The 26,283-nt window shown below is 72.0% G+C and carries 25 protein-coding genes; 11 read left to right on the top strand and 14 right to left on the bottom strand.

All coding sequences use genetic code 11. The features are described from left to right. Nucleotides 1–40 precede the first annotated feature (40 nt). From pssA to LQ222_RS12400, 4 genes are all read left to right on the top strand, one after another. Nucleotides 41–913, top strand: coding sequence for a CDP-diacylglycerol--serine O-phosphatidyltransferase (pssA, locus tag LQ222_RS12415; RefSeq protein ID WP_230166767.1), 873 nt, complete (start codon nt 41–43; stop codon nt 911–913). After that, nucleotides 897–2,537: a CHASE3 domain-containing protein gene (locus tag LQ222_RS12410; RefSeq protein WP_230166765.1), complete on the top strand. Its 1,641-nt coding sequence runs from the start codon at nt 897–899 to the stop codon at nt 2,535–2,537. The genes pssA and LQ222_RS12410 overlap by 17 nt, the downstream gene beginning before the upstream one ends. Then, nucleotides 2,534–2,971 carry a hypothetical protein gene (locus LQ222_RS12405; protein WP_230166764.1) on the top strand — a complete coding sequence of 146 codons (438 nt, stop codon included), beginning with the start codon at nt 2,534–2,536 and terminating at the stop codon, nt 2,969–2,971. The genes LQ222_RS12410 and LQ222_RS12405 overlap by 4 nt, the downstream gene beginning before the upstream one ends. Before the next feature lie 100 nt (nt 2,972–3,071). Further along, complete coding sequence (locus LQ222_RS12400; RefSeq protein ID WP_230166763.1) at nt 3,072–4,082, top strand: catalase family peroxidase; 1,011 nt, start codon at nt 3,072–3,074, stop codon at nt 4,080–4,082. Nucleotides 4,083–4,105: 23 nt separating this feature from the next. Here LQ222_RS12400 and LQ222_RS12395 read toward each other — a convergent pair whose 3' ends face one another. The 5 genes from LQ222_RS12395 to LQ222_RS12375 all read right to left on the bottom strand — a co-directional run bounded on the left by LQ222_RS12395 (nt 4,106) and on the right by LQ222_RS12375 (nt 7,967). Beyond that, nucleotides 4,106–4,633 carry a hypothetical protein gene (locus LQ222_RS12395; protein WP_230166762.1) on the bottom strand — a complete coding sequence of 176 codons (528 nt, stop codon included), beginning with the start codon at nt 4,631–4,633 and terminating at the stop codon, nt 4,106–4,108. Further along, a complete protein-coding gene (locus LQ222_RS12390) occupies nt 4,630–5,862 on the bottom strand; it encodes a CaiB/BaiF CoA-transferase family protein (protein WP_230166759.1) in 1,233 nt (410 codons plus the stop codon). The genes LQ222_RS12395 and LQ222_RS12390 overlap by 4 nt, the downstream gene beginning before the upstream one ends. A gap of 133 nt (nt 5,863–5,995) precedes the next feature. Then, on the bottom strand, nt 5,996–6,379 hold the full coding sequence (locus LQ222_RS12385; RefSeq protein ID WP_230166758.1) for a hypothetical protein: 384 nt from the start codon (nt 6,377–6,379) through the stop codon (nt 5,996–5,998). Then, on the bottom strand, nt 6,376–7,140 hold the full coding sequence (locus LQ222_RS12380; RefSeq protein ID WP_230166757.1) for a CoA-transferase: 765 nt from the start codon (nt 7,138–7,140) through the stop codon (nt 6,376–6,378). Before LQ222_RS12380 ends, LQ222_RS12385 begins: the two co-directional genes overlap by 4 nt. Beyond that, complete coding sequence (locus tag LQ222_RS12375; protein ID WP_230166755.1) at nt 7,137–7,967, bottom strand: CoA transferase subunit A; 831 nt, start codon at nt 7,965–7,967, stop codon at nt 7,137–7,139. The genes LQ222_RS12380 and LQ222_RS12375 overlap by 4 nt, the downstream gene beginning before the upstream one ends. 361 nt (nt 7,968–8,328) lie before the next feature. Here LQ222_RS12375 and LQ222_RS12370 point away from each other — a divergent pair, with 361 nt between their 5' ends. From LQ222_RS12370 to LQ222_RS12350, 5 genes are all read left to right on the top strand, one after another. After that, a complete protein-coding gene (locus LQ222_RS12370) occupies nt 8,329–8,904 on the top strand; it encodes a GNAT family N-acetyltransferase (RefSeq protein WP_230166754.1) in 576 nt (191 codons plus the stop codon). Nucleotides 8,905–9,111: 207 nt separating this feature from the next. After that, nucleotides 9,112–9,558, top strand: a complete 447-nt coding sequence (locus tag LQ222_RS12365; RefSeq protein WP_230166752.1) for a hypothetical protein — start codon at nt 9,112–9,114, stop codon at nt 9,556–9,558. Between the two features lie 110 nt (nt 9,559–9,668). Continuing rightward, nucleotides 9,669–10,331: a DUF3047 domain-containing protein gene (locus tag LQ222_RS12360; RefSeq protein WP_230166750.1), complete on the top strand. Its 663-nt coding sequence runs from the start codon at nt 9,669–9,671 to the stop codon at nt 10,329–10,331. Between the two features lie 64 nt (nt 10,332–10,395). After that, nucleotides 10,396–10,890: a flavin reductase gene (locus LQ222_RS12355; RefSeq protein WP_230166749.1), complete on the top strand. Its 495-nt coding sequence runs from the start codon at nt 10,396–10,398 to the stop codon at nt 10,888–10,890. Between the two features lie 270 nt (nt 10,891–11,160). Beyond that, entirely contained in the window at nt 11,161–11,331 is a 171-nt protein-coding gene (locus LQ222_RS12350; protein WP_230166748.1) for a hypothetical protein, read from the top strand. Between the two features lie 33 nt (nt 11,332–11,364). Here the strand turns inward: LQ222_RS12350 and LQ222_RS12345 are convergent, their stop codons facing one another. Then, complete coding sequence (locus tag LQ222_RS12345; RefSeq protein ID WP_230166747.1) at nt 11,365–13,008, bottom strand: sulfatase-like hydrolase/transferase; 1,644 nt, start codon at nt 13,006–13,008, stop codon at nt 11,365–11,367. Nucleotides 13,009–13,533: 525 nt separating this feature from the next. Next, nucleotides 13,534–14,655, bottom strand: a complete 1,122-nt coding sequence (locus LQ222_RS12340; protein WP_230166746.1) for a branched-chain amino acid ABC transporter substrate-binding protein — start codon at nt 14,653–14,655, stop codon at nt 13,534–13,536. A 195-nt stretch (nt 14,656–14,850) separates the two neighbouring features. Here LQ222_RS12340 and LQ222_RS12335 point away from each other — a divergent pair, with 195 nt between their 5' ends. Both LQ222_RS12335 and LQ222_RS12330 read left to right on the top strand, forming a co-directional pair. Next, entirely contained in the window at nt 14,851–15,864 is a 1,014-nt protein-coding gene (locus tag LQ222_RS12335) for an SH3 domain-containing protein (protein ID WP_230166745.1), read from the top strand. Between the two features lie 14 nt (nt 15,865–15,878). Then, on the top strand, nt 15,879–18,977 hold the full coding sequence (locus tag LQ222_RS12330; RefSeq protein ID WP_230166744.1) for a caspase family protein: 3,099 nt from the start codon (nt 15,879–15,881) through the stop codon (nt 18,975–18,977). A 93-nt stretch (nt 18,978–19,070) separates the two neighbouring features. Here LQ222_RS12330 and LQ222_RS12325 read toward each other — a convergent pair whose 3' ends face one another. The 7 genes from LQ222_RS12325 to LQ222_RS12295 form a co-directional block, all read right to left on the bottom strand. Next, on the bottom strand, nt 19,071–19,466 hold the full coding sequence (locus LQ222_RS12325) for a hypothetical protein (RefSeq protein WP_230166743.1): 396 nt from the start codon (nt 19,464–19,466) through the stop codon (nt 19,071–19,073). 141 nt (nt 19,467–19,607) lie between these two features. Next, nucleotides 19,608–20,783, bottom strand: coding sequence for an NAD(P)/FAD-dependent oxidoreductase (locus tag LQ222_RS12320; protein ID WP_230166742.1), 1,176 nt, complete (start codon nt 20,781–20,783; stop codon nt 19,608–19,610). Beyond that, nucleotides 20,780–22,426, bottom strand: a complete 1,647-nt coding sequence (locus LQ222_RS12315; RefSeq protein WP_230166741.1) for an NAD(P)/FAD-dependent oxidoreductase — start codon at nt 22,424–22,426, stop codon at nt 20,780–20,782. The genes LQ222_RS12320 and LQ222_RS12315 overlap by 4 nt, the downstream gene beginning before the upstream one ends. Nucleotides 22,427–22,514: 88 nt before the next feature. Further along, nucleotides 22,515–23,222, bottom strand: a complete 708-nt coding sequence (locus LQ222_RS12310) for an ABC transporter ATP-binding protein (RefSeq protein ID WP_230166740.1) — start codon at nt 23,220–23,222, stop codon at nt 22,515–22,517. Beyond that, nucleotides 23,216–24,013 (bottom strand): ABC transporter ATP-binding protein, encoded by a 798-nt coding sequence (locus tag LQ222_RS12305; RefSeq protein ID WP_230166739.1) that lies wholly within the window; start codon nt 24,011–24,013, stop codon nt 23,216–23,218. Before LQ222_RS12305 ends, LQ222_RS12310 begins: the two co-directional genes overlap by 7 nt. 3 nt (nt 24,014–24,016) lie before the next feature. Further along, nucleotides 24,017–25,339, bottom strand: a complete 1,323-nt coding sequence (gene livM / locus LQ222_RS12300; RefSeq protein WP_230166738.1) for a high-affinity branched-chain amino acid ABC transporter permease LivM — start codon at nt 25,337–25,339, stop codon at nt 24,017–24,019. Beyond that, nucleotides 25,336–26,250 carry an ABC transporter permease subunit gene (locus LQ222_RS12295; protein ID WP_230166737.1) on the bottom strand — a complete coding sequence of 305 codons (915 nt, stop codon included), beginning with the start codon at nt 26,248–26,250 and terminating at the stop codon, nt 25,336–25,338. The genes livM and LQ222_RS12295 overlap by 4 nt, the downstream gene beginning before the upstream one ends. Nucleotides 26,251–26,283 lie beyond the last annotated feature (33 nt).

Genomic DNA, 26,283 nt, shown 5'->3' with positions numbered 1-26,283 from the left:
GCCGAACCCCGCACCGCCGCCGCGGCGCCGGCGGCGCGCGATGAGCGACCCGGGCCGCGTGCGCCGCCTGCGCCGCCGCCTGCGGCCGCGCACCCGCCCGCGCTTCGACGGGCTGTCCTTCAACCGGCTGATCCCGAACATCCTGACCATGCTCGGCCTGTGCTGCGGGCTGGTGGCGATCCGCTTCGCCTTCGAAGGCCGCTTCGACCAGGCCGCCACGCTGATCGTGGTGGCCGCCGTCATCGACGGGCTCGACGGGCGGCTGGCGCGGCTGCTGAAGGCGACATCGCGCTTCGGGGCGGAATTCGACAGCCTGTCGGATTTCCTGTGCTTCGGGGTGGCACCCGGGCTGATCCTGTATTTCTGGACCATGCAGGACTACCGCGCGCTGGGCTTCGCGCCCTGCCTGCTGTTCGCAGTGTGCATGGCGCTGCGCCTGGCGCGGTTCAATGCCACGCTCGACCTCGGGCCGGGGGTGAAGCCGGCCTATGCTTACAACTTCTTCACCGGCGTGCCGGCGCCGGCGGGGGCGGGCTGCGTCCTGTTCCCGCTGTTCCTGGGGCTGTGGCTGAACCAGATGGACTGGCCGGTGATGGGCGGCGCGGTGCGCCACCCGGCCTTCGTCGGCGTGGTCCTGGTGCTGGTGGCCGGGCTGCTGGTCAGCACCATCCCGACCTGGTCCTTCAAGAACTTCAAGATCCCGCGCGAATACGTCCTGCCGCTGCTGCTGGGCACCGGCCTGTTCGTGGCGCTGCTGCTGGCCGAACCCTGGGCGGCGCTGGCCACGGCTGGGGTGATCTACCTCGGCATGATCCCGTTTTCCGTACGTTCCTACCTGCGGCTGAAGCGCGAGGCCGAGAGCATGATCGAACCGGTGGTCGTGAGCACGGGGGGCCATGGCGCCAGCGGCTGACTTCCCGGCCGCGGAGGACACCGAGGCCGCGCTTCGCACCGTCGATCCCGGGCGCCGGGCCTGGCGGCTGTCGGCACTGGCGCTGCTGGCGGCGACGCTGCTGATCGGCTTCGGCGTGCCGCGCATCATCACCTGGGCGACCGAGGCGGAGCAACTGCGCAGCGCCACCGCGACCGCGGATGCCCTGCTGGCCACGCTGCTCGATGCCGAGACAGGCCAGCGCGGCTACCTGCTGACCGGGCAGGAGGACTACCTGCTGCCCTATATCCGGGCCGAGGCACGGCTGACCCCGGCCGTTGCCGCGGTCGTGGCGGTGCTGGACAGGCGGCCGGTCGACGGGCCGCTGCGCCCCGTGCTGCAGTCCATCATCGACGCCACCGCCGAGAAGCGCGTCGAGCTGGCCATCACGATCCGCGCCTTCCGCGAATCCGGGGCCGACGCCGCGGTGGCCCGGGTGCTGGCGGGCGACGGCCGGGCCGCGATGGATCGCGTGCGCGACGCCGTGGCCGTGACCCATCGCATCGCCGACGAACGTGCCGCGCGCGAATTGCAGGCGGCGCGCCAGGTGCTGATCGGCGGCGGCGCCGGAGTGGGCGCCTTCCTGTGCATCGCCTTCGCCGCCGGGCTGAGTGCCTGGCGGTCCGCCCGGGCGGCGGAGGCCGAGGCGGATTCCTGCGTGCGCGCCATCTACGACACCGCGCCGCTTGGGATCGCGATGCTCGACCCGCAGCTGCGCTTCCTGGTGGCGAACGGTACCCTGGCGGCGATCGCCGGGCACCCGGCGGCCGATCCCGCCGGGCGGCCGATGGCGCAGTTCATGCCGGCCGCGCTGGTGCCCGGCCTCGCGGCGCTGCTGCGCGGGGCGCTCACGCGGCCGGGGCAGCTGGTCGATTGCGTGCTGGATGGCGACGCCAGCGCGGGCGATGCGCGGTCCTGGCTGGCCATGGCGCGCGCCGACCGCCATCGCGATACACCGCCGACGCTGATCCTGCTGCTGCAGGATGTCACCGAGCGCCGCCGCGCCGAGGCCGAGCGCGCCGTGCTGGTCCATGAGTTGCAGCACCGCGTGAAGAACGTGATCGCGACAGTGCAGGGCATCGCCAGCCAGACCTGGGCCGGGACACGCGGCGAGGGCTTCATCGACACCTTCGGCGAAAGGCTGCGCAGCCTGGCGCGCGCGCATGGCCTGCTGACCGAGGCCGCCTGGAGCAGCGCCCCGCTCGATGCGGTGATCACGGTGGCGTTGGCGCCCTGGCAGGGCGAGGGCGGCGGCATCGTCGTCGCGCCCCATGCCGGGGAGATCCCGATGCTGTCGCCGACCCAGGTGCTGGGCCTGAACTACGCGCTGCACGAACTGGCCACCAATGCGGCGAAGTACGGCGCGCTGTCGGTGCCTGGCGGCACGGTGTCGATCGACTGGCATCGCCAGGCCGGCGGGCGCGTGGCGCTGCGCTGGGTCGAACGCGGCGGGCCGCCGATCCCGGCCGCGCCGACGCATGAGGGCTTCGGCACCTACCTGGTCGGCACTGCCTTCTCGTCGGATTCGATCCCGGGCGACGTGGTCCGCCACTACGCGCCCGACGGGCTGGAGGCGACGTTGCGCTTCACGCCGGACGGGGCATGAGCGGCGCGCCGGAGCCGGCGGCGCCGCGCGGTGCGATCATGCTGCTGGTCGATGGACGCCGCGTGCGCGTCTCCGGCGGCCCCTTCGACACGCTGCCCGCCGGCGCCCGCGGGCTGTGCCTGGAACCGCGCGCGGCGCGGGTGGCGGAGGCCGCCTGGCGCCTCGACATCCCCGATTTCGGGGTGCCCGAGGACACCGCGCTGCGCGCCGTTCTGGAGGCCATGCTGGCGGCCATGCGTGCCGAGCCCGGCGGTGCCTATCATGTCGGGTGCCGCGCCGGGCTGGGGCGGACCGGGATGGCGCTGGCCTGCCTCGGCGTCATGACCGGGATCGACGATCCGGTCGCCTGGGTGCGCGCCACCTACGACCCGGCGGCGGTCGAGACGCCGGCGCAGGCGGCGCTGGTCGCGCGCTTCGCCCGGCCGGCGCCGTAACCGCGGTGGGGCGGGCGACGAACATCTTCCTGGCAAGCCGCCGGCGATGCCAGGCTCGCGAAACGGCTGTCCCGCCCCACGCCATGGAGTGTCCAGGACCATGACCAGATCCCTCCCGTCCTTCGCCCTGCGTGCGGGGGGCGTCGCGCTGGCGGCGCTGCTCGGCACCGCCACGCCGGCGCCGGCCCAGCCGGACCCCGACACCATCGTCAATGCCTTCGAGGCGGTGCTCGGCCCCGTCCGCACCTATCGCCCGAGCCATCCCAAGGGCACCTGCGCCGCCAGGCATTTCACCGCCACGCCCGATGGCACCCGGCTGTCGGTGGCGCCGGTGTTCAGCGGGCAGCGCAATGCCGCGCTGATCCGATTCGGCGTGGCCGGCGCGAACCCGAATGCGTCCGACAGCGCACGCGGCACGCGCGGGCTGTCGATCCGCTTCGAGAGCCCGACCGGCGACCTGTTCGAGATGGCGAACATCTCCGCCCCGGTCTTCGGCGCGAATACCCCGCAGGCGCTGGTGGACGGGCTGCTGTCGCGCGCCAACGACCCGGCGACGGGCCGGCCGAACCCCGAGCGGGCGGCGGCCTATGCGGCCTATGTCGCGGCCAACCCGACCGTGGGCAACCAGGGCCGCTACCTGGCGGCCAACAATCCGCCGGCGAGCTGGGCCACCACGCCCTATTGGGGCGTGAACACCTTCCTGTTCCGCGGCCAGGACGGCCAGGTGCGCCCGGCACGCTGGGTGTTCGAACCCCGCGCGGGAGTCGAGCGCCTGACCGAGGCGCAGATGCAGTCGATGGGGCCGAACTTCCTGGCCGACGAACTGCGCCGGCGCATCGCCGCCGGGCCGGTGGAGTTCGACATGGTGCTGCAGTTTCCCGGCCAGGGCGACGACGTGCTGAACCCGACCGTCGCCTGGCCGGAGGACCGGCCCCGCACGGTGGTGGGGCGCCTGGTGGTGACGTCCGTCGCGGCCGGGCCGGGCGGGCCGTGCGATCCGATCAGCTTCATGATCCTGGACCAGGCGCCGGGGATCGAGATGAGCGACGACCCGGTGCTGCAGGCGCGCGCGGCGGCCTATGCGGTGAGCCTGTCGCGGCGGACGCCGTAGAAGGCCGGGGCTGGACGCCCGATCTACTGATCGGGCGTTCCGAAAATCTCGTTGGCGCGCCGTAGGAGGTCAATTGCCTCCTGGGTTCTGGCGGCGATCTCCGCTTGGCTGTGGCTGAGGTCGGCGACCAAAATATAGAGCCGGTGCCACGCCTCTGCGGCGCGCGGCAAGGCCGCGCGAACGCGCAGCGGCAGGATGCTCGTGACCTGCGCCACCTCCGCGCGGGAGAGCGGCGCAGGCCTCCGTCTGGCATACCATTGCCGCAACAACACCGGCCCATTCGAGCCCTGCGCGAAGGCAGCCTGCTGGTTCGGGTTGAGCGTCCAGCGCCCGGTCGAATACTCGTCGAGTCGTATGTTCAAGTCGATCCCGGCCAACTTGAATCGGAAAGCGCACTCGTCCGTGACATCGTCCAGCGGCATGGGGGGCGGCGTGTACCGTGTATTCAGTGATGCGGCGCAGGCACGTTCGAACGCCTGAAAAAGTGCGTCGACCCGACGGGGGTCCTCGATCGCCGGAACCACCTGGATCGCGGCGGCGCCGTCGCTCATTTTCGCCGCGCGCCCACGATCACCCCATCATTCTCCAGCGCCGCAATCTCCGCCTCGCTGAACCCCCGCGCCATCAGCACATCCCGCCCGTGCTGGTTGAAGCGCGGCGGCGCGCTGCGCGCACCGCCCGGCGTGCGCGACAGCTTGATCGGCGTGTTCAGCGCGCGGAACTCGCCGATCTGCGCCACCATGTTGCGGAACGCCGTGTGCTCCGCGGCCATCGCTTCATCGACATGCAGCACCGGCCCGGCAGGCAGGCCGGCGGCCAGCATGCGGCGCGTGAGGTCATGCCCGTCCTCGTTCGCGAAGCGGGTGTTCAGCACCTCGGTCAGCGCGGCCTTGTTGACCACGCGCTCGCCGTTGGTCGCGAAGCGCGGGTCCTTCGCCACCTCCGGGATGCCGAGGAAATCGCAGAACTTGCGGAAGGCCGGGTCGTTGCCGGCGGCGACGAAGATCTCGCAGGTGCGCGTGGTGAACTTGGAATAGGGTGCCAGGTTCGGGTGCGGGTTGCCGGTCGCCATGGGCCGCTTGCCGGACAGGAAGAAATTGGCGGCATGCGGGTGCAGCAGCGCCATGCCGCAATCATGCAGCGTCATGTCGCAATACTGGCCGCGGCCCGATGCGGTCCGTTCGTGCAGCGCCATCAGGATGGCGATGGTGCTGAACAGGCCGGTCGCGATGTCCACGATCGGGTTGCCCAGGCGCGTCGGGCCGGAATCCTCGGTGCCGTTGATGGACATGAGGCCCACCATCGCCTGCAGCACCGCATCGTAGCCGGGGAAGCCGCCGAGCGGCCCATCCGCGCCGAAGCCCGACACCCGGCAATGGATCAGGCGGGGGAAGCGCTTCGACAGCACGGCCTCGTAGCCGAGGCCCCACTTTTCCATCGACCCCGGCTTGAAGTTCTCGACCAGGACATCGGCGCCTTCGAGCAGGCGCAGCAGCACCTCGCGCCCCGCCGGCTTCGACAGGTCGAGGCCGACGCTGCGCTTGTTGCGGTTCACGCCCACGAAATAGGAGGCATCGCCATCGCTGTTGAAGGGCGGGCCCCAGTCGCGGACCTCGTCGCCCTGCGGGGGTTCGAGCTTGATGACCTCGGCGCCGTGATCGGACAGCACCATGGTGCAATAGGGGCCACCCAGCACGCGCGTGAGATCCACCACGCGCAGCCCCGCCAGCGCGCCGGGGGACAGCGCCGCCATGCCGCCGAGTGCCGCGTTGTCGTCCATGTTGCCGGTCCTCCGATCGCGTCGCGGAAGATGCGTCAGGCGCGGGGCTTTGTCGAACCTTGCACGCGCATGGTGCGTCTGCGCCGGGCGCCGCCGCGCGGCCTGGCATGACGCGCCGCCGCGCGATCGCCCATCAGATGCCGAGCAGCATCGACGCCCCCAGCATCGCCATCAGCCCCCCCGCCACGGCGCCGAACAGCAGCGGCATCGGCGTGCCGGGCTGCATCGCCTCCGGCTGGCCGGGCGGGTGGCTGAGGCGCACCACCTGGCCGGCCTTGATGCGCCCGCGCGCGGCGGGCACGTGGAGGCGCAGCAGGCGTTCGGTGCCGCCGGTCGCCGTGACCGCGATCTCGGTCAACCCGCCATGGTCGCGCGGGTCGGGTGCGGTGCGCACCACGCCGTCCACCACCACCCAGTGGCGCCTGGCGCGCCACAGCACCAGGCACACCGCCATCACCACAAGGCTGGCCGGCAGCACCAGCCAAGCCACCAGCGCATCGAGGCCCGGATCGTTCACGCCGCGGCGCGGCGCCCCCACACGCGGGCGCAGAATTCCGGATAGGTCTCGACCATCTCGTCGCAGACGCGCCCGCGCAGCAGGGCGAGTTCGGCCTCGGTAGGGTCGGGCGTGGCGGGGATCTCATCTTCGGCGTCGAAGGCGAAGCCGGTGGCCTCGCGCACGCTTTCCACCGTCTCGCCGGGATGCAGGTTCGCCAGCGAGAAGCGCGCCCGGTCCGGGTGGAAGCGGAACACGCAGCGTCCGGTCACCAGCGCCTGCGCCGTGCCACGACGGAACACGCCCGGCGCCGACACGCCCGGGGCCGAGATGTTGTCCACCCTGTCGACCAGCACGCGGGGCGAATGCTCCTCGCGGAACAGGATGGTGCGCGGCGTCATGAAGTACATGAAGGCCGAGCCGAACGACCCCGGGAAGCGCACGTCGCGGCCGGGCCATTCGCCGGTGCCGACCAGGTTCAGGTTGGCCTGGCCGTCGATCTGCCCGCCGCCCAGGAAGAACAGGTCGATGCGCCCCTGGCCGGTCAGGTCGAACAGCTCGCGCGTGCCCTCGGTGAACGGATTGCCCGACCGCTTGTGCAGCAGGGAAAGCCGCACGTCGTGGCCCATCAGCTTGACCAGCCAGCAGGCGGCCGCGGGCATGGGGGATGCCGCGCCCACCGCGATGTGGCGCGCCGGCGGCGCCGAGGGGTCGAGGATCAGCCGCGCCAGGGCGGCGATGATGCGTTCCTCGGGCGCGATGTCGCGATCCGGCGCGCTCATGCCGCGGCGGCCTTGCGCGCGGTGGCGAAGACCTCGCGCTCGAGCCAGGCGCGGAAGCCTTCCTCGGTCTTGGCGGCGCGGGCATAGGCCGCGACATAGGCGGCGTCGAAGCCGTATTCGTCGAGCAGCGCCGCGGGGCGCGCGCCGCGCTCGGCGATCGCGACGGCGTCGATGTAGGTCGCGGTGATGGCGCCCGCGGCCATCCGCTCATCCTCGAGGAAATTGCCCTCGACCACGCGCTCCACCGTCACCAGCGCGGCCCTCGAGGCATGGGCGATGGTGGCGCATTCGCGCCGCCGGCCGAGCCAGACATTGCCCGCGGAATCCGCCAGCGCCGCGTGGAAGACAGCGAAGTCCGGCTGCTTCGCCGGCAGCAGCACGATCGGGTCGGCGCCGTCCTGGGCGAAGGGGTTCGGCATCACCTTCCAGTCCGGCCGGTTGGCCAGGATGTCGGAGCCGATCAGCCCGCGCAGCGGCATGAAGGGCACGCCCTTCTCGGCGGCCTGGAGCATGGTGTGGATGGCCGGGCAGGTGGCGTCGCGCACCGTGATCGCGCCCGCCCTCAGCGCCGCCGAGAAGCGCGGCGCGAAGCCTGCCTCGCCGAGCGAGACCGCGGAGGTCTCGACCTCCGCCACGCAGCCCGCGCCGATCAGGATATCGGTCGCGAAGCCCGAGACCGGCACGCCGAGCAGCCGCAGGCCGCGCGCCCCGCGCCGGATCAGCGCCATCGCGATGGCGACCGAGGGCAGGGAGTTGTCCGGCGGGATCGCCACCAGCGCGCCATCGGGAATGCGCGCGGCAAGGGCATCGACGGATGGCAGCAGCATGGGGTGGGGTCCTCCGGCGCAGGACCCTACGCCGGGGGGTGGGGCAGCGGCTAGAGCCGATTTCGCGCGTCCTGGCGCGCTACAAGGCGTCTAGCGCGTTGTTTTCGCGCGTATCTTCATGCGGTCCGAGGCGTTGATCCGACCGGCGTTCGCGGGCGTGCGGACCCCAGCCGGATGCAACCGCCCGCTGCGGCGCGGGGGCGCGTGACACCGGGCGGCTGGCGGCGCCGGCGTGCCCCGCAGGTCGTCGGCCATGCCCGGGCTGGGCAGCGGCCGCGCCACCGGCAGGTCGCGCCATGCCGTGCCGCGTGATCCACGTCACTCGGCGCCGCGCCCGCGCGGGCCTAGCGTGCATGGTCCCATGGACACCTCGACCCTGCAGACCGCGCGCCTCCTGCTCCGTCCCTGGCGGCCGGAGGACCTCGCCCCGCTATTCGCCATCAATGGCGATGCGCAGAGCATGCGCCACTTCGCCAGCCCCATGACACGCGCCGAGAGCGACGCCTGGGCCGAGCGGATGCAGACCCACATGGAGGCCCATGGCTGGGGCTTCTGGGTGGTCGAGGAACGCGGCGGCGCGCCCTTCGTGGGCGTGGTCGGCCTGATGAACATCCCGTGGCAGGCGCGCTTCACGCCGGCGGTCGAGATCGGCTGGCGCATCGCCCCCGGGTTCCGCCGCCGCGGCCACGCGGAGGAAGCGGCGCGCGCCGCGCTCGACTTCGGCTTCGGCACGCTGGGCCTGGCGGAGGTGGTCGCCTTCACCGTGCCGGGCAATGCTGCGTCGTGGCGCCTGATGGAGCGGCTCGGCATGCGGGCGGATGGCGAATTCGACCATCCGCGCCTGCCCGCGGGCCACCCGCTGCGCCGCCACCTGCTGTATCGCGCCACGCCCGGGCAGCGGCTTGCCGCGGGTGGGCCCGGGGCCACCCGCGACTGAAGCGCTGCAGTGCCGACATGGCGGTCGACCTGCCACGATGATGCGGTAGTGTGGCGGCCCCGACATCCCGCAGGCGTCGTCATCCGGTCACGGGCCAGCGCGGTGGTTGGCCTGCTTATATCCCTTCCATTCGTCGGCAGGGCCGGCGAACGTCATCGACAGCACCATCTTACCCGACGTCGACAACGAACCCGCCAGGAGGTTTCCATGATCCGCACCCCGATCCGCATGGCCGCCATCGCGCTGGGCCTGGCCGCCACGCCTGCCATGGCGTCCTCGGTCTCGACCGCCTGGACGCAGCTGCCCTCCAACAACCAGGAGGAATGCCTGGCGATCGGCTCGCGCGCGGTCGAGGGCGCGGGCTTCCGCGCCAGCATCTCGCAGGACCGCCAGACCATCTTCGGCTGGCGCGGCGAGGAAGCGCTGACGGTGCGCTGCATCTCCGGCAGCGGCATCGCCGTGGTCTTCGCCTGGGTCACCGACCAGAACAACGACAGCGGCCCGCTGGTCGAGGCGGTGACCTCGGCCTATCGCAACCGGGGCATGGTCGGTGCGGGCGGTGGCGGCGGCAATCTGGGCGGCGGCAACCTCGGCCCGGGGAATTTCGGCGGCGGCGGCAACTTCGGCGGCGGCGGCGGCGTCGTGAAGCGCTGAACGACGCGGCGCGGATGCCGGCGCCAGCCCCGCCCCATCGCAGCGTCCCGCAGGCGCCGGCGCACCCATGCCCGCGCGGCCGGGCGGCGTGGCTGGGCCGGGTCGGCGCCGTGCTGGCCCTGGGCATCCTCGGCGCCGCCGGCCCGCCGGCGCCTGGTGCCACGGCCCCTGCCTGGCAGGACGGCGGCTGGTCGGGCATCCCGCGCGCGCAACTGACCCCGGCGGGCGCGGAGGCGGTGGCGATCTCGGCGCGCGGGCAGGGCGGCTTCGTCTGGCGGCATGAACGGCGCGCGGCGGAATGCGTGTCGTGGCGCTGGCGCGTCGACCACGGCCCGCCGGCCACGCGGCTCGACCGCCGCGGCGGCGACGACCGTGCCCTCGCGGTGACCATCGGCTTCGCCGGCTGGCCGGCGCGGTCCAGTGCGTGGCAACGCACCCAGCATGCCGTGGCACAGGCCAATGCCGGCGGGCGCCCCCTGCCGCGCGCCGCGCTGGTCTTCGTCTGGGGCGGCACGGGGGAGGAGCCGCGCGGCTTCGAGAGCCCCTACATGGCCGGCCTCGGGCGCGTGTTCGTGCTGCGCGCCGCCGAGGCACGGCGCGGCGTGTGGAAGGAAGAACGCGTCGACCTGCGGGCGCTGTGGCGCGAGACCTTCGGGGGCCAGGCGCCGCCGGTTGACAAGATCGCGATCTCCGTCGATTCCGACGACACCGGCAGCCGTGTCGAGGCGCGGATCGACGCGATCCGCTTCGGCCCCTGCGAGCCGTCCTCGTGAGGCCGGCGCCCTTTTCGCGCGGCAGCGGGGCGGTCAGGATGGCCGCTGCATCAGGATCGCCCGCATGACCGTGACCCGACAGGATTTCCGCGACGCCATGGCCCGGCTGGGCTCGGCGGTGAACATCGTGACCACCGACGGCCCGGCGGGGCTGGGGGGGCTGACGGTCAGCGCGGTGTGCTCGGTGACCGACGACCCGCCGACCCTGCTGGTCTGCCTGAACCGCGGCAGCCCGCAGAACCGGCTGTTCAAGGACAATGGCGTGCTGTGCGTGAACACCCTGGCGCCGGGGCAGGAGGCGCTGTCGGGCCGCTTCGCCGGGCGCAGCGCCGAGGCCGACATGGCGGAACGGTTCTCCCACGCGTCCTGGGGCATCCTCGAGACCGGGTCGCCGAGCCTTGATGGCGCCACCGTGGCCTTCGACTGCCGCATCGCCGAGGTGGTCGAGCGCGGCACCCATTCGGTGCTGTTCTGCGAGGTGGAAGCGGTGCGCCACGGCGCGGCATCCCGCGGGTTGATCTGGTTCAGCCGCGACTACCATCCGATCGGCGTGGAATGACGCGGCGCCGGACGGCGGCGCAGGCGCGCCGTCGCGCCATGGCCCGTTCCGGCGGCCGTCGTGCCGCAGGCGCCGTGACGGCGTGATGCCGACCGCTGCCGGCCGGCGCGACGGCGCATCAAGCTGGCCGCATCATCGGCGGCCTGCGACCGTGCGGCATGTCGCCGGTTTCACACGCCCAGCACGCAGCACCCATGCCGAGGTCGCAAAGGCGCCGTAAACGGATTGCAGTCTATGCTGCGTCGAGTCGCGGACCGGGAGCCAGTGTCGATGACCGAAGTGAGAGTGGAATTGCCGGACGAATTGGCCGAGGAGATCGCGCGTCGCGCGGCCGCGCTCGGCACCACGGCCGAGGAATGGGTGGCCGCGGTGGTGCAGGACCTCGCCGCCGACCTGCCGGAGGAGACCATCGACGGCCCGGATTGCTTCATCGCGCGCTGACGCGGGTCGCGCGATCGCGCACGGCTGCGGGCGCTACCACTCGCCGTAGAACACGCCGGCCGCCTTGTGACGGTCGGTGCGCAATTCCGCCTCCGCCCAGCTCAGGGTGGTGCGGCGCTTCAGGCCGGTGAACCAGGCCAGCAGGCGCTCGCGCAGCGCCTCGCGCACGCCCTCCAGCGCCGGGTCGGCGCCGAGGTCGTGGAATTCCTGCGGATCGGCAGCCAGGTCGAACAGCATCGGCCGGAAGCCATCCGTCCAATGGACGTATTTCCAGCGCTCGGTGCGCACCATCCAGGCGTGATGCTGGCCGGTCTTGAGGCCGAGGCGACGCCGCACGCCACGGAAGGTCCAGTCCAGCTCGCTGAAGACGGCGTCGCGCCAGGCGGGCGCCCCGTCTCCCGCGCGCGCCGCCGGCGCGACATCTCCCGCGCGCTCACCCGGCGCGACATCTCCCGCGCGCCCACCCGGCGCGACACCCCGCAGCAGCGGCAGCAGCGACCGCCCCTCGACCAGGTGCTCCGCCGCATCGAGGTCCAGCGCATCCAGGATGGTGGGCACCACGTCGATCGCCTCGACGAAGCGCGTGTCGACGGTGCCGCGCGTGCCGTCGGCATCGCGCGACGGATCGGCGACGATCATCGGCACGCGCTGGATGCAGTCGTGGAACAGCTCCTTCTCGCCCAGCCAGTGGTCGCCCAGGTAGTCGCCATGGTCGGAGGTGAAGACGACCAGCGTGTCGTCGCGCCGGCCCAGCCGCTCCAGCGCCGCCCAGACACGCCCCAGATGATGGTCCAGCTGCGCGATCAGCCCCTGATAGGCGGGCCGCACCGTCGCGATGCAATCGTCCCGCTGGAAGGATTGCGCGACCTCCTCGGCCTGGAATTCGCGCAGGATGGGGTGGGCGGCGTTGCCGCGCTCGGCCGGGTGGCGCGCCACCGGCAGGCAGTGCTCCGGCGCATACATCGCGTGGTAGGGCGCCGGCGCGATGTACGGCCAGTGCGGCTTCACATACGACAGGTGCAGCACCCACGGGTCAGCGCCCTGCGCCTCCATGAAGGCGATCGCGCGGTCGGTGGTATAGGCGGTCTCGCTGTGCCGTTCCTGGACGCGCGCGGGCAGGCGGGCGTTGCGCATCTTCCAGCCATTCTGCGTGGCGCCGGCTTCGTCCGTCACGGCGATGACGTAGTCGGTCCAGGGGTCCCGGCTGTCATAGCCCTGCGCGCGCAGCCAATCGGCATAGGCGCTGTCGGTCTCGGCATGGTGGCCGTCATGGCGATCCACCGGGGTGAACCAGCCTTCGCGCAACAGCACCGCGAGCTCGTCCTGGCCGTCCAGCAGCAGGCGCTTCATGCCGCGCGCATCGGGCAGCATGTGGGTCTTGCCGGCCAGGGCCAAGGTGCGGCCGCTCTCGCGCAGGTGCCAGCCCAGCGTGACCTCGCCGACCGACAGCGGCACGCGGTTGTGCGTGGCGCCATGCGATGACACGTAGCGCCCGGTATAGGCGCTCATGCGCGACGGCCCGCAGATGCCCGACTGGACGTAGGCGTGTTCGAAGCGCACGCCGCGCGCCCCCAGCGCATCGATGTTGGGCGTGCGCAGGAAGGGATGGCCGGCGCAGCCGAGATGATCCCAGCGCAGCTGGTCGCACATGATGTAGAGCACGTTGCGGATGGCCATGCACTGTCCCTGCCTCGGCTGCAGCCTGGTATCCTGTCCGCTGCGCGCGTGGGTTTCCCCACGCGCGCAGCGGCCAGGCAGGCCACTGAAATCAAAGGCTGGTGGCCCGAAGACGAAGCCCGCCGGACTTCGGAACCGGGACACTAGACCCGTTTGGCCCCGGCCGTCGCGGCGCAAGGGGGCACCCACCCCAATGCGGCGGTCCGCGCGATGGCCGACCGCCGTCCCGGCCCGAAACGCAGAAGGCCCCGGAGGTTGCCCCCCGGAGCCTTCCCATCGCGCGGCCGGTGGCCGGCCCGCGAAACCCTGGTGACCCGCGGATATTGGATCAGCCGATGGCGACCTTCGGGCCCTCAGGCCCGTCGATCATCGGTCGATCAGCCCGCGGTGATCCGGGCCACGGGCGCGACGGCCCGATTGAAGCGATGAGACACCGGATCACCTCCTTTCGGTTGTTGACGACTGGACGAAGTCTGCGCCTTCGCCGCCGCGCCATGCAAGCGATTCAGTGTCCCGCGGACCGCGTCACGAGATCTCGGCGTAGGTCCCGTTGCGCCAGACGTAGAACACGTAGTCCGGCACGGTCACGTCGCCCTTGGCGTCGAAGCTGATCGGACCCAGCACCGACTGCCACGGGCCATCCGCCTTCAGCACGGCGGCCAGGCGCCGCGCATCGGTGCTGTTCGCCTTCGCCGCGGCCGCCGAGAAGATCTGGATCGCGGCGTAGGTGTACAGGACATAGCCCTCGGGATCGACGTTGCGGGCGCGGAAGCGGGCCACCACCTCGGCCGCCGTCGGGCGGCGGCGCGGGTCGGAGCTGAAGGTCATCAGCGTGCCTTCGCCGGCGGCGCCGCTGATCTGCCAGAACTCGTTCGTCACCAGCGCGTCGCCGCCGATCAGCGTGACGTTCATCCCCTGCTCCTTGGCCTGGCGGATGATCAGCCCGCCTTCCGTGTGGTAGCCGCCGAGGTAGATGACATCGATGTTTGCCGCCTTCATGCGGCTGACCAGCGCGTTGTAGTCGCGCTCGCCGGGGGTATAGGCGGCGTAGAGCGTCTCGGTCATGCCGCCGGCGTTGAGCGCCTTCTTGGTCTCGTCCGCCAGGCCCTTCCCGTAGGCGGTGTTGTCATGGAGGATCGCGACGCGCCGGGCGCGCATGTTCTGCAGGATGTAGCGCCCGGCCACCTGGCCCTGCTGGTCGTCGCGCCCGCAGACGCGGAAGGTGTTCCACTTGCCCTCGTCGGTGAAGCGCGGATTGGTCGAGGCCGGCGACATCTGCAGCACGCCTTCCTCGGCATACACGTCGCGCGCCGGTATCGACGAGCCCGAGCAGAAATGCCCGGCGACGAAGGACACGCGCCGGCCGGCCAACTGGTTCGCGACCGAGACCGCCTGGCGCGGGTCGCAGGCATCGTCGCCCACTTCCAGCGCCAGCTGCCGGCCGAGCACGCCGCCGGCGGCATTGATGTCAGTCACCGCCTGGGTCGCCCCTTCGCGCATCTGGGTGCCGAAGGCCGCGTACTGCCCGGTCATGGGCCCCGCGGTGGCGATCCGGATGGGGCCGGTCGCGCCCTGCGCGAAGGCGTCCCGCCCGAGGGCCAGCGTGCCGAGCCCGGCGCCCAGCACAAGCCTGCGTGTCGTGAGCATGTCTGATCTCCTTCATGGCGGGCGGCCGGCGGCGGCGCCACGATGGCGCGCTTCCGGTCGCGTGGCGGCAGGCTAGAGGAGGCTGGGGTGGCTTGCCCAGCGTGACCTTGCTCACGGAAATGAAGGCGCTGCACTGGCAGAATGAGCGGCGCCCTGGTAGCGTGTCTCGCAGCCCTTCCCTCGGGAGTATTTTTGATGCGGTCATCCCTTCGTCGTTCCGTGGCCAGCATCACCGCCCTGGCCATGCTTGCGGGATGCTCCACGCAGGTGGGACGGATCGGCCCGGATGACGGGCGCGATGCCTGCCGCGCCTTTGTGGTGCAGCTCGATTCGACCGGGGATTTCTACGGCGAGGACATCCTGCGCGGCGCCGCCATCGGGGCCGGCACCGGCGCGATCGCCGGCGGGCTGCTGGCGGCCGCCACCGGGCGGCGCGGGTCCGACATCCTGGCCGGTGCCGCGATCGGCGCGGTGGCCGGCGGCGTGATCGGCGGGACCGCCGGCTATATCCAGGCACGTCAGCGCCAGGCGGCGAACCAGGGGGCGCTGGTCCAGGCGGTCGGCGGCGACCTCGCGAACGAGAACCGCCAGCTGGCCGCCACGCAGCTGGCCTTCAACCAGCTGGTCGATTGCCGCGTGAACACCGCGAACCGCGTCCGCGCCGATGTGCGCGGCGGGCGGATGTCGCGCGACCAGGGCCTGGCGCTGCTGTCCTACCAGCGCGACCTGATGCGCCGCGACGTGGCCCTGGCGCGCACCATCAATGAAAAGATCGGCACCCGCGGCGGCGAATTCGACACCGCGATCGAGACCCTCGCCCCCGGCACCAAGGGCCAGGTGCAGGCGCGCCGCTCGGCGGCCCCGCAGCCGACCTCGGCGCGTGTCTCGGCGCCCATCCGCATCCGCCCGGATGGCGGGGCGGCGCAGGTCGGCCAGCTGGCGCCCAACGAACGCGTCACCGTGCGCCCGGCCGAGGGCAACTTCGCGCAGGTCGAGACGGCGTCGGGCGTGGTCGGCTACGTGCCGGCCTCCGCGGTCGGCGTGCGCGGCCTGGGCAGTCCCACGGCTGCGGTCGGCGGCCGCGGCGCGGATGGCGAGTTCCGCCAGCTCGCCGCGACCAACATCGCCCGGCGCGACAACTTCTCCGAGAGCGTCCAGAACGCCGACCGCCTCGCCCAGGGGCAGGGCTTCGAACTGGCCGGGGCCTGAGGCGGCCCCCGCGATTGACCGACCTGCGTGAGTTGCGGGCCTTCGGGCGCCGGCCAGGATCCTGGCTCGGCGCCCTTTTCCTTGCGCTGCTGCTGGCGGTACTGCCGGCCACGCCCGCGCAGGTCCAGGCGACCAACGAACCGCCGCAGCAGCCCTTCCTGCTGATCGAGGCCGAGGGGCACATCGCCTCGGTCGGGCGGCTCGCGACGGATGCGGCGGGGGCGGTGCTCGCCTCGGTGTCGGACGACAAGACGCTGCGCCTGTGGAACCTGCCCGAGGGCACGCTGCGCCAGGTGATCCGCCCGCCCATGGGCCCGGGGCCGGAAGGCGAGCTCTATGCCGTGGCGATGTCCCCGGATGGCGCGCATGTCGCGACGGGCGGCTTCACCGCGCCGTCCTGGGATGGGCGCTTCGCGGTCTATATCTTCGATGCGCGCACCGGCCGGCTGTTCGCGCGGCTGCCCGGGCTGCAGGCGCCGGTGCAGCACCTGGCCTATTCGGCGGACGGCACGCGGCTGGCCGCGGCGCTGGGCGGGCGCGCCGGCATCAAGGTCTGGGACGCGCGCAACGGCCGCCTGTTGTTCGAGGACACCAGCTACGCCGCGCCGGCGCGCATGGTCGCCTTCGATGGGCAGGGGCGGCTCGCTTCCGCCGCGGCGGACGGGGCGGTGCGGATCTACAATGCGCAGGGGCGTCGCGTGGCGCAGCGCGCGCCGGTGCAGGGCGCGCGCGCCTATGGCATCGCCTTTTCCCCCGACGGCGCGCTGGTCGCGGTGGGCTTCGAGGACCGGCTGCGGGTGGAGGTGCTGGCGACCGCCGACCTGCGAACGGTCTTCGTGCCCGATGTGACCGGGCTGGGCGGCGAGGGGCTGCCGGTGGTGACCTGGGCGCATGACGGGCGCGGCGGGGTGCAGCTGCACGCCGCGGGCTATGCGCGGGAGACGCGCCCGGCGGGCGCGCCGGCCGGCGCCGCGCCGATGCGCGGCACGGCACCGGTCAGCGGGTCGTCCTCCGCCAGCCAGGGTGCGCGCGGGCTGACCGTGCGCGAGCAGCAGCCCGCGCCCACCCCCGCCCCGGCGCCGGCCGCCGTCGCACCGCCCGAGACGCGGCGTGAATTCGTGATCCGCCGCTGGGCGGATTTCGGCCATGGGCCCTATACGGACACCGCGGCGGCGCGCGATGCGATTTCCCACCTGCTGCCGCTGCCCCAGGGCGGGCTGGTCTATGCGGCGGCCGATCCGGGCTGGGGCAGGGTCGCCCCCGACGGCAGCGTGGCGATCGCCCCGCGCCCGCCCGGCGGGGATTTCCGCAATACCGGCGTGACGCTCGCGCTGTCGGCCGATGGAACCCAGGTGCGCTTCACGCTGCGCGCCGGCGGCGCTCCGCTGGTGTTCGACCCGCTGACGGCCAGCCTGGCGGCCTGGGGCGGCGAGGCGGGCTTCAACGCCGCGCGCACGGAAACCCCGCGCATCCGGGTCCAGGATTGGCAGAATTCCAACCGTCCGCGCCTGGGCAACGTGCCGCTGCGCCTGGGCGAGGGCGAATTCGCCCGCTCGCTGGCGATCCTGGTGCGCGAGGACGGCTTCCTGCTGGGCACCGACAACCACCTGCGGCTGTTCGACGCGCAGGGGCGCCTGGTCGATTCCGTGCCGACGCCGGGCGCCGTCTGGGGCGTGACGGTGGCGGGCGACATGGGGATCGCTGCACTCGGCGACGGCACGATCCGCTGGTATCGCTTCGAGGCCGGCGCCTTGCGCGAACAGGCCGCCCTGTTCGTGCAGGCCGATACGCTGCGCTGGGTGCTCTGGACGCCCGAGGGGCTGTTCGACCACGCGCCGAATGGCGGGCAGGAGCTGGTCGGCGTTCACCTGAACGGGCGCCGCAACGAGACGCCGGAATGGGCGTCCTTCCAGCAGGCCTATCGCGCGCTGTATGCGCCGCGCGCGGTGCGCGGGAAGATCGCCGGGGACTACGCCCCCGCGCAGGAACGCCTGGCCCAGCTCGGCGAGGTGCGCCAGCGGATCGGGCGGCTGCCCTCGCTGGCCGGGGCGTCGCTCTGCGCCGTGGTGAACGATGAATGCCGGCCGATGGCCTGGGATGCGCGCGCGCTGCCGGAAGGCACGCGGGCGCTGCGGATGGCCTTCACCGCGACCGATCGCGGGCTTGGCTTCGGGCCGCTCGATGTGCTGGTGAACGACCGCATCGCGGCGCGCGCCGAGCCCTCGGCGGGCGATACCAGCGTGGAGGTGCCGCTCGACCCCGGCACCAACCGCGTCGCGACGCGGCTGTATGGCAGCGACGGCGCGCTGTTCGCCGAAGGCCCGTCGATGGTGCTGCGCCGGCCGGGCGAGCCGGAGGCGCCGCCGGGTGCCGGGCGGCTCGTGGTGCTGGCGATCGGCGTCAATGACTATGCGCTGGCCGATCTCAACCTGCGCTTCGCCGCGCCGGATGCGCGCGCGGTCGGCGATGCGCTGCGCGGCGCCACCGGCGGGCTGTTCCGCGAGGCCGATATCCGCATCCTGCCGAATGAGCGCGCGACGCGGCGCGGCGTGCTGGATGCGCTGGCCGCCGCCGCACGCGACACCGCGCCGGCCGATACCTTCATCCTGTACATCGCCGGCCACGGGATCGTGGCGCAGCCGGGCAACCGCTTCCTGTTCCTGCCGGCGGATGTGCGCGACACCTCGTCCATGACCGTGCTGCGCCAGCAGGGGCTCGATGACGCGACGCTGGTGGCGGCACTCGCCCGCATCCGCGCGCGCGACGCCTTCATCATGATCGACACCTGCTATGCCGGGCAGATCGACATCGACCAGCTCGCCGCGATCGGCAACGACACCGGGCGGTTCCTGCTGGCGGCGTCGTCCTCCGTGCAGGAGGCGCTGGATTCCTACGACGACCGCAATGGCGTGTTTGCCTATGCCCTGATGGAAGGGCTGCGCGGGCGCGCGGCGGTGGATGCCGAGGGGCGGGTGACGGCGCTCGCGCTCGGCGAATGGGTGATGCGGCGCGTCCCGCAGCTGGCGCGCGAGAAGGGGCACCAGCAGAACGCGGTGTTCCGCGCGGCGCAGCGCGACCTGCGGTCCTTCCCGCTGGCGGTGGTGCAGCGGTAGGACGCCTGCCGATCCGGCGGATGGCTCCGACCGGGGACGATGCGCGCGGGAACGACGTGCCGGCCGCGATGCAGCGGGCCGACGCGGCCGTGGTCAGTCCGGCGCGGATGCGACGCAGCCCGATCCGCGCCGCGAGAAGGACGCGACGCGCGCCGCACGGACCTCGAAAGTGACCGAACATGGCGGCGGCAGCGCCACGACCGGATAGGCCGCGCCGATGCCCACGCCCGAGCCGAAGCCGCCGCGCCAGCCGAAGCCACCCACACCAAGGCCCATCACCGGCGCCGGCGCGGGGCTGGCGACGCCGAGACGTTCATATTGCAGGAAGCGCCGGCCATCGGGGGTGGTGAAGTCGCCATCGGGCACGCCGATCTGCTGCACCAGGTCGCCTTCGGTGACGCCGACGAAGCCCTGCATGCGGGCGTCGAAGCCGGCAGGTGTGGCACAGGCGGCAAGGGCCAGGACGGCGAGCAGGGTGATGGCACGCATGCAGGAAATGTGGCGCGCCGACGGAGATAATCCAGCGCCGGCGGCCCGATGGTCTTGCGCCGCCAGCGAGTCGTTTCGGTGCGCTGTGGGGCCTGCGGATCGAAGTTCGTCGCGAGCATCCGCACCCGATCGGCGGCTGAGCTACGCCGCCTCGCCCGCGACCCAGCCGCTCGACCAGGCCCATTGGAAATTGTAGCCGCCGAGCCAGCCGGTCACGTCCACCGCCTCGCCCACGCAGAACAGGCCAGGGACGTGCTTCGCCATCATGGTCTGCTGCGACAGCGCGGCGGTGTCGATGCCGCCCAGCGTCACCTCGGCCTTGGCGTAGCCCTCGGTGCCGGAGGGCGTGAGCGACCAGCGGTTGAGCAGCGCGCCGAGGGTTTTCAGCGGCGCGTCGGCGACCTCGCCGATCACGCGCGGGGGCAGGTGCAGCGCGGCGAAAGACTGCGCGAGGCGCTGCGGGAGAAGGTCGGCCAGGATGGTGCGCGCCTCCGCCTTCGGCCGCGCGCGCTTGGCGGCCAGCAGCTCCGCGGTGGCGTCGCGGCCCGGCGCCAGGTCGAAGGTGACGGGCGCGCCATCGGCCCAGTAGGACGAGGCCTGCAGCACCGCCGGTCCGGACAGGCCGCGATGGGTGAACAGCATGGCTTCGGGAAACGCCGCGCGCCCGGCGCGCGCGACCACCGGCAGCGCCACGCCGGCCAATGGGCGCATCAGCTCCAGCGGCGCGCCATCGAAGGTGAAGGGCACCAGGCCGGGGCGTGGGTCCACCAGCGGCAGTGCGAAACGGCGCGCGATGTCATGCGCGAAGCCGGTCGCGCCCATCTTCGGGATCGACAGGCCGCCGGTCGCGAGCACCAGGCTCTCGCCGGTGAAGCCGCCATGGTCGGTGGTGATGGTGAAGCGGTCGGCGCGCGTGATGTCGGTGACGCGATGCGCCAGCCGCAGCACCACGCCCGCCGCCACGCATTCCGCCAGCAACATCGTCACGACCTGCCGGGCCGATCCGTCGCAGAACAACTGGCCGAGCGTCTTCTCGTGGAAGGCGATCCCGTGTTTGCGGACCAGGGCCACGAAGTCATGCTGCGTGTAGCGCGCCAGCGCCGATCGCGCGAAATGCCGGTTGGCGGACCGGAAGCGCTCGGGCACGCAGCCGGTATTGGTGAAGTTGCAGCGCCCGCCGCCGCTGATCAGAATTTTCTTGCCCGGTTCGTCGGCGTGGTCCAGCAGCAGCACGCGCCGCCCGCGCTGCCCGGCGCGCATGGCGGCGAACATCCCGGCCGCGCCAGCGCCGATCACCACCACATCGAACTGGGTCACGCTGCCGCCGCGCCCGCGCCCGCCATGGAGCGGCCCAGGGCTTCCGCCACGCGGATGCCATCCACCGCGGCGGAATAGATGCCGCCGGCATAGCCCGCGCCCTCGCCGGCCGGATACAGCCCCTGCGTGTTGACGCTGACGCAGGCCGCGTCGCGCTTGATGCGGATGGGGGAGGAGGTGCGCGTCTCGACGCCTGTCATCACGGCATCCGCCATGTCGAAGCCGCGGATCTGTTTTCCGAAGGCCGGCAGCGCCTCGCGGATCGCGGCCACGGCGAAATCCGGCAGGCAAAGCGCCAAGTCGGTCGGCGTGACACCCGGCTTGTAGGACGGCGCCACGGCGCCGAGCGACGTCGATGCGCGCCCGGCGAGGAAATCGCCGACCAGCTGTGCGGGCGCGCTGTAGTCGCCACCACCGGCCACGAAGGCGCGTTCTTCCCAATGCCGCTGGAAATCCACGCCGGCCAGCGGGTGGCCGGGATAGTCCTGCCCGGGCGTGATGCCCACCACGATGCCTGCATTGGCGTTGCGCTCGGCGCGCGAATACTGGGACATGCCGTTGGTCACCACGCGGCCGGGTTCGGATGCGGCCGCGACCACCGTGCCGCCCGGGCACATGCAGAAGGAATAGACCGACCGCCCATTGCCCGCGTGGTGCACCAGCTTGTAGTCCGCCGCGCCCAGGATCGGGTGCTTCGCGAAATCCCCGAAGCGCGCGCGGTCGATGATGGATTGCGGGTGTTCGATCCGCACGCCGATGGAGAAGGGCTTGGCTTCCACATGCACGCCGCGGTCGTGCAGCGTGGCGAAGGTGTCGCGCGCCGAATGGCCGATCGCGAGCACCACATGGTCGGTCGCGATGGTCTCGCCGGTCTGCGTCACCACGCCACGCATGCGGCGCACGCCGTCACGGCCGGTGTCGATGACGAAGTCCGTCGCCTTCGTGCCGAAGCGGTATTCGCCGCCCAGCGCCTCGATCTTGGCGCGCAGGGATTCCACCATGGTCACCAGGCGGAAGGTGCCGATGTGGGGCTTCGCGACGAACAGGATTTCCTCCGGCGCGCCGGCTTCGACGAATTCCGTCAGCACCTTTCGCGCGACGTGCTCCGGCGCCTTGATGCCCGAATAGAGCTTGCCGTCGGAGAAGGTGCCGGCACCGCCCTCGCCGAACTGCACGTTGGATTCCGGGGTCAGCACATTCCGGCGCCACAGCGCCCAGGTGTCCTTGGTGCGCTCCCGCACCACCTTGCCGCGGTCGAGGATGATCGGGCGGAAGCCCATCTCGGCCAGGATCAGCGCGGCGAAGATGCCGCAGGGGCCGGTGCCGATGACCACGGGGCGTTGCCAGCCGGCCGCCGGCGCATGCGCGACGGCGCGGTAGGCGGTGTCCGGCGTGGGGCCGAGCACGCGCCCCAGCGCCGGGTCGCGCGCGGCACGGGCCAGCAGGGCGGGTTCGTCCGCGACGTCGATATCCAGCGAATAGACCAGGTGGATGTCGGACCGCCGGCGCGCATCCCAGGCGCGGCGCGCCACATGCACGGCGCGCAGCGCGCCACCGACCAGGCCCAGGCGCGCACGCACGGCATCCGCCAGCGCCTCTGGCGGGTGGTCGAGCGGGAGCTTCAGGTCGGTCAGGCGCAGCATGCGCGCGGCTATAGCACAGGGGCAGAGAGGGGCGCCGCCCCTCTCCGCACCTCTCCGCGCCAGGGGCCGGCGGGCCCCTGGACCGCGGTCAGTGGGCGCCACCGAGGTAGGCGTCGCGGACCTCCGGCATGGCCAGCAGGTCGCGGCCGGTACCGGCCAGGGTGATGCGGCCATTCACCAGCACGTAGCCGCGATGGGCCAGGCGCAGCGCCTGGTTGGCGTTCTGCTCGACCAGCAGGACCGTGAGGCCCTCGCGCTTGTTCAGGTCGCGGATGGCGGCGAAGATCTGCCGCACGATCAGCGGCGCCAGGCCGAGCGAAGGTTCGTCCAGCAGCAGCAGCCGCGGCTTGGACATCAGCGCGCGGCCGATCGCCAGCATCTGCTGCTCGCCGCCCGACAGCGTACCGCCACGCTGCGCCTGGCGTTCGGCCAGGCGCGGGAACAGGGCGTAGACCTGCGCCAGCAGCGGCGCGGGATCATGCCCGGCCACCTGTGCGCCCATCAGCAGGTTCTCCAGCACCGACATGCGCGGGAAGACACGCCGCCCCTCCGGCACCTGCGCGAGGCCGAGGCGCATGATCTCGTGCGTCGGCAGTGCCGTGATGTCGCGCCCTTCGAACACCACTCGACCCGCACGCGCGCGCGGGTCGCCGCAGATGGTCATCAGCAGCGTGGATTTCCCCGCGCCATTCGCACCGACCAGGGTGACGATCTCGCCCTTCGCGACGGTGATGGTCACGTCGCGCAAAGCCTGCACGGCGCCATAGGCGGCGGAGACGCCCTCGACGGTCAGCATTCGTCGTCGCCTTCACCGAGATAGGCGGCGATGACGCGCGGATCGGCGCGCACCTGCGCCGGTGTGCCGTCGGCGATCTTCCTGCCGTGGTCGAGCACCACGACGCGGTCGGAGATGCCCATCACCACGCCCATGTCGTGTTCGATCAGCAGCAGCGAACAGCCGCCATCGCGGATGCGGCGCAGCAGGCCACCGAGTTCGTCGGATTCGCGCGGGTTCAGCCCGGCGGCGGGTTCATCGAGGCACAGCAGCAGCGGGTCGGTGCACATGGCGCGCGCGATCTCGAGCCGCCGCTGCTGGCCATAGGGCAGGGCGCCGGCGGGGTCGTCGGCGCGTTCGATCAGCGCGGTCGCGTCGAGCCAGTGGCGCGCCTTGTCGATCGCGAGCTTTTCGGCACGCCGATACGCAGGCGCGCCCAGCAGCGCGCCGATGCCGAAGCCCGTCGCGGCCATCAGCGTGTTGTGCTGCGCGACCAGCAGGTTCTCGAGCGCCGTCATGCCCGGGAACAGCCGGATGTTCTGGAAGGTGCGCGCGACACCGGCCTGCGCGATGCGATGCCCGGGCAGGGCTTGCAACTCGACCGGCGCGCCGTCGCGGAACAGACGCAACGTGCCGGAACTCGGCCGGTAGAAGCCGGTGATGCAGTTGAACATCGTGGTCTTGCCCGCGCCGTTCGGGCCGATGATGGCGGTGATGTCGCCGCGCGACGCGGTGAAGGTGACCGCATCCACGGCAGTGAGCCCGCCGAAGCGCATGGTCAGCGCGCTGGCTTCCAGGATCGGTTCGGCCATCGGTCAGCCGCGCCCTTCGGCGACGTGCTCGGCGCCGATCGCGCGGCGCATGCCCAGTGCGACGCTCGGCGTGCGGCTGCCCACCAGGCCGCGCGGGCGCACCACCATGATCAGCACCATCGCGCCCCCGAAGACCAGCATCCGCCATTCATCGAGGTCGCGGAACACCTCGAACCCGCCGATCATCACCAGCGCGGCGATGGCGATGCCGATCTGGCTGCCCATGCCGCCGAGGACCACGATGGCGAGGATGATCGCGCTCTCGATGAAGGTGAAGCTCTCCGGGCTGATGAAGCCCTGGCGCGTGGCGAAGAAGGACCCCGCGAAGCCGGCGAACATCGCGCCCAGCGCGAAGGCCGTGAGCTTGGTGGTGGTGACGTTGATGCCCAGCGCACGGCAGGCGATCTCGTCCTCGCGCAGCGCCTCCCAGGCACGGCCCAGCGGCTGGCGGCGCAGGCGCATGCTGACCCAGTTGGTCAGCAGCGCGAGCACCAGGATCAGGTAGTACAGGAAGATCACGCGATGGACCGGGGAGGGCTCGATCCCGAAGAAGCCGGCGAAGGTGTCCGGGTCGCCCGACATGCTGAAGGGCAGGCCAAAGAAGGTCGGGCGGGGGATGCCGGTGATGCCGTTCGGCCCGCCCGTGAGCGAGGCCCAGTTGATCAGCACGACGCGGATGATCTCGCCGAAGGCGAGTGTGACGATCGCCAGGTAATCCCCGCGCAGCCGCAGCACCGGGAAGCCCAGCAGCACGCCGGCGAAGGCGGCCAGAATCCCCGCCAGCGGCAGGCAGATCCAGAAGGACAGACCGAAGGTCGTCGCCAGCAGCGCGTAGGAATAGGCCCCGACGGCATAGAAGGCGACGTAGCCGAGGTCGAGCAGCCCGGCCAACCCGACCACGATGTTCAGCCCCCAGCCGAGCATCACGTAGGTCAGCACCAGGATGCCGAGGTCGAGCTCGTAGCGCCCGGTGCCCGGGATGAAGGGCAGCGCGATGGCGATCAGGATGCACACCGGCGCGACGAGGCGGCCCGTCTTTCGCAACGCCTCGGTGCGCGCGGCGGTGCGCGGCTTCGCCTCCCCGCGCAGGCCGCGCCAGGTGAGCAGGCCGAGGCGGCCGAAGAAGGCCAATACCACCAGGATCGCGACCTCGCCCCAGCGTTGCCGCAGCACCAGCCCGCCCGACGGGCTGACATCGGTGCGCAGGCCCACCAGCAGGAAGAACAGCCCGAAGGCGATCAGCGCGGTGATCGCGGCGTCCTTCACCGCGGCGGCGGCGACCTTCGGGCGGGCCGCCATGGTGATGGCGGCGATCTCGCCGCTCATACCTTCTCGACCTCGGCGCGGCCGAGCAGCCCGGTCGGCATGAAGATCAGCACCAGCACAAGGATCGAGAACGCCGCCACGTCCTTGTACTGCACGCTGAAATACGCCGACCAGAAGGTCTCGATCAGCCCGATCAGCAGCCCGCCCAGAACTGCGCCAGGGAGCGATCCGATGCCGCCCAGCACCGCCGCGGTGAAGGCTTTCACGCCCGCGAGGAAGCCGATGTAGAAGTCGATCACGCCATAGCGCAGCAGGTACATGGTGCCCGCCACTGCGGCGAGCGCGGCGCCGATCACGAAGGTCAGGCTGATGGTGCGGTCGGTGTCGATGCCCAGCAGCGAGGCCATCTTGCGGTCCTGTTCGCAGGCGCGCATCGCGCGGCCCAGCGGCGTGCGCGTGACCAGCCAGGTGAACACCGCGAGCACGCCCAGCGTCACCGCGATGATCAGCATCTGCATGTAGGAGAACTGCACGATGAAACTGTCCGCGCGCAGCACTTCCACGCCGCCGGGCAGCAGCGGTTCGATCGGCTTCACCCGCGCGCCCTGGGCCACCTGCACGTAGTTCTGCAGCACGATCGACATGCCGATGGCGCTGATCAGCGGCGCCAGGCGGAAGGATCCGCGCAGCGGGCGATAGGCCACGCGCTCGACCGTCCAGCCGTACAGCGCGGTGACGCACATCGACACCAGCAGCACGATCAGGATCGCCGCCGGCCCGTCCATGATGCCACCCGACACCAGCATCACGATCGAGATAAGTGCCACGAAGGCGCCCACCATGAAGATGTCGCCATGGGCGAAGTTGATCATGCCGATGATGCCGTAGACCATGGTGTAGCCCACCGCGATCAGGCCGTAGATCATGCCCAGGCTGATGCCATTGATCAGCTGCTGCAGCGCATAGGCCACGCTTGCCCCCTGTCCCGCGGCCGTCGATGGCCG

This window comes from Roseomonas sp. CECT 9278, from assembly GCF_918698155.1.
Taxonomy (GTDB): Bacteria; Pseudomonadota; Alphaproteobacteria; order Acetobacterales; family Acetobacteraceae; genus Neoroseomonas.
Note: the sequence above shows the minus strand (reverse complement) of the source record. Positions and strands in the feature narration are given on the sequence as shown.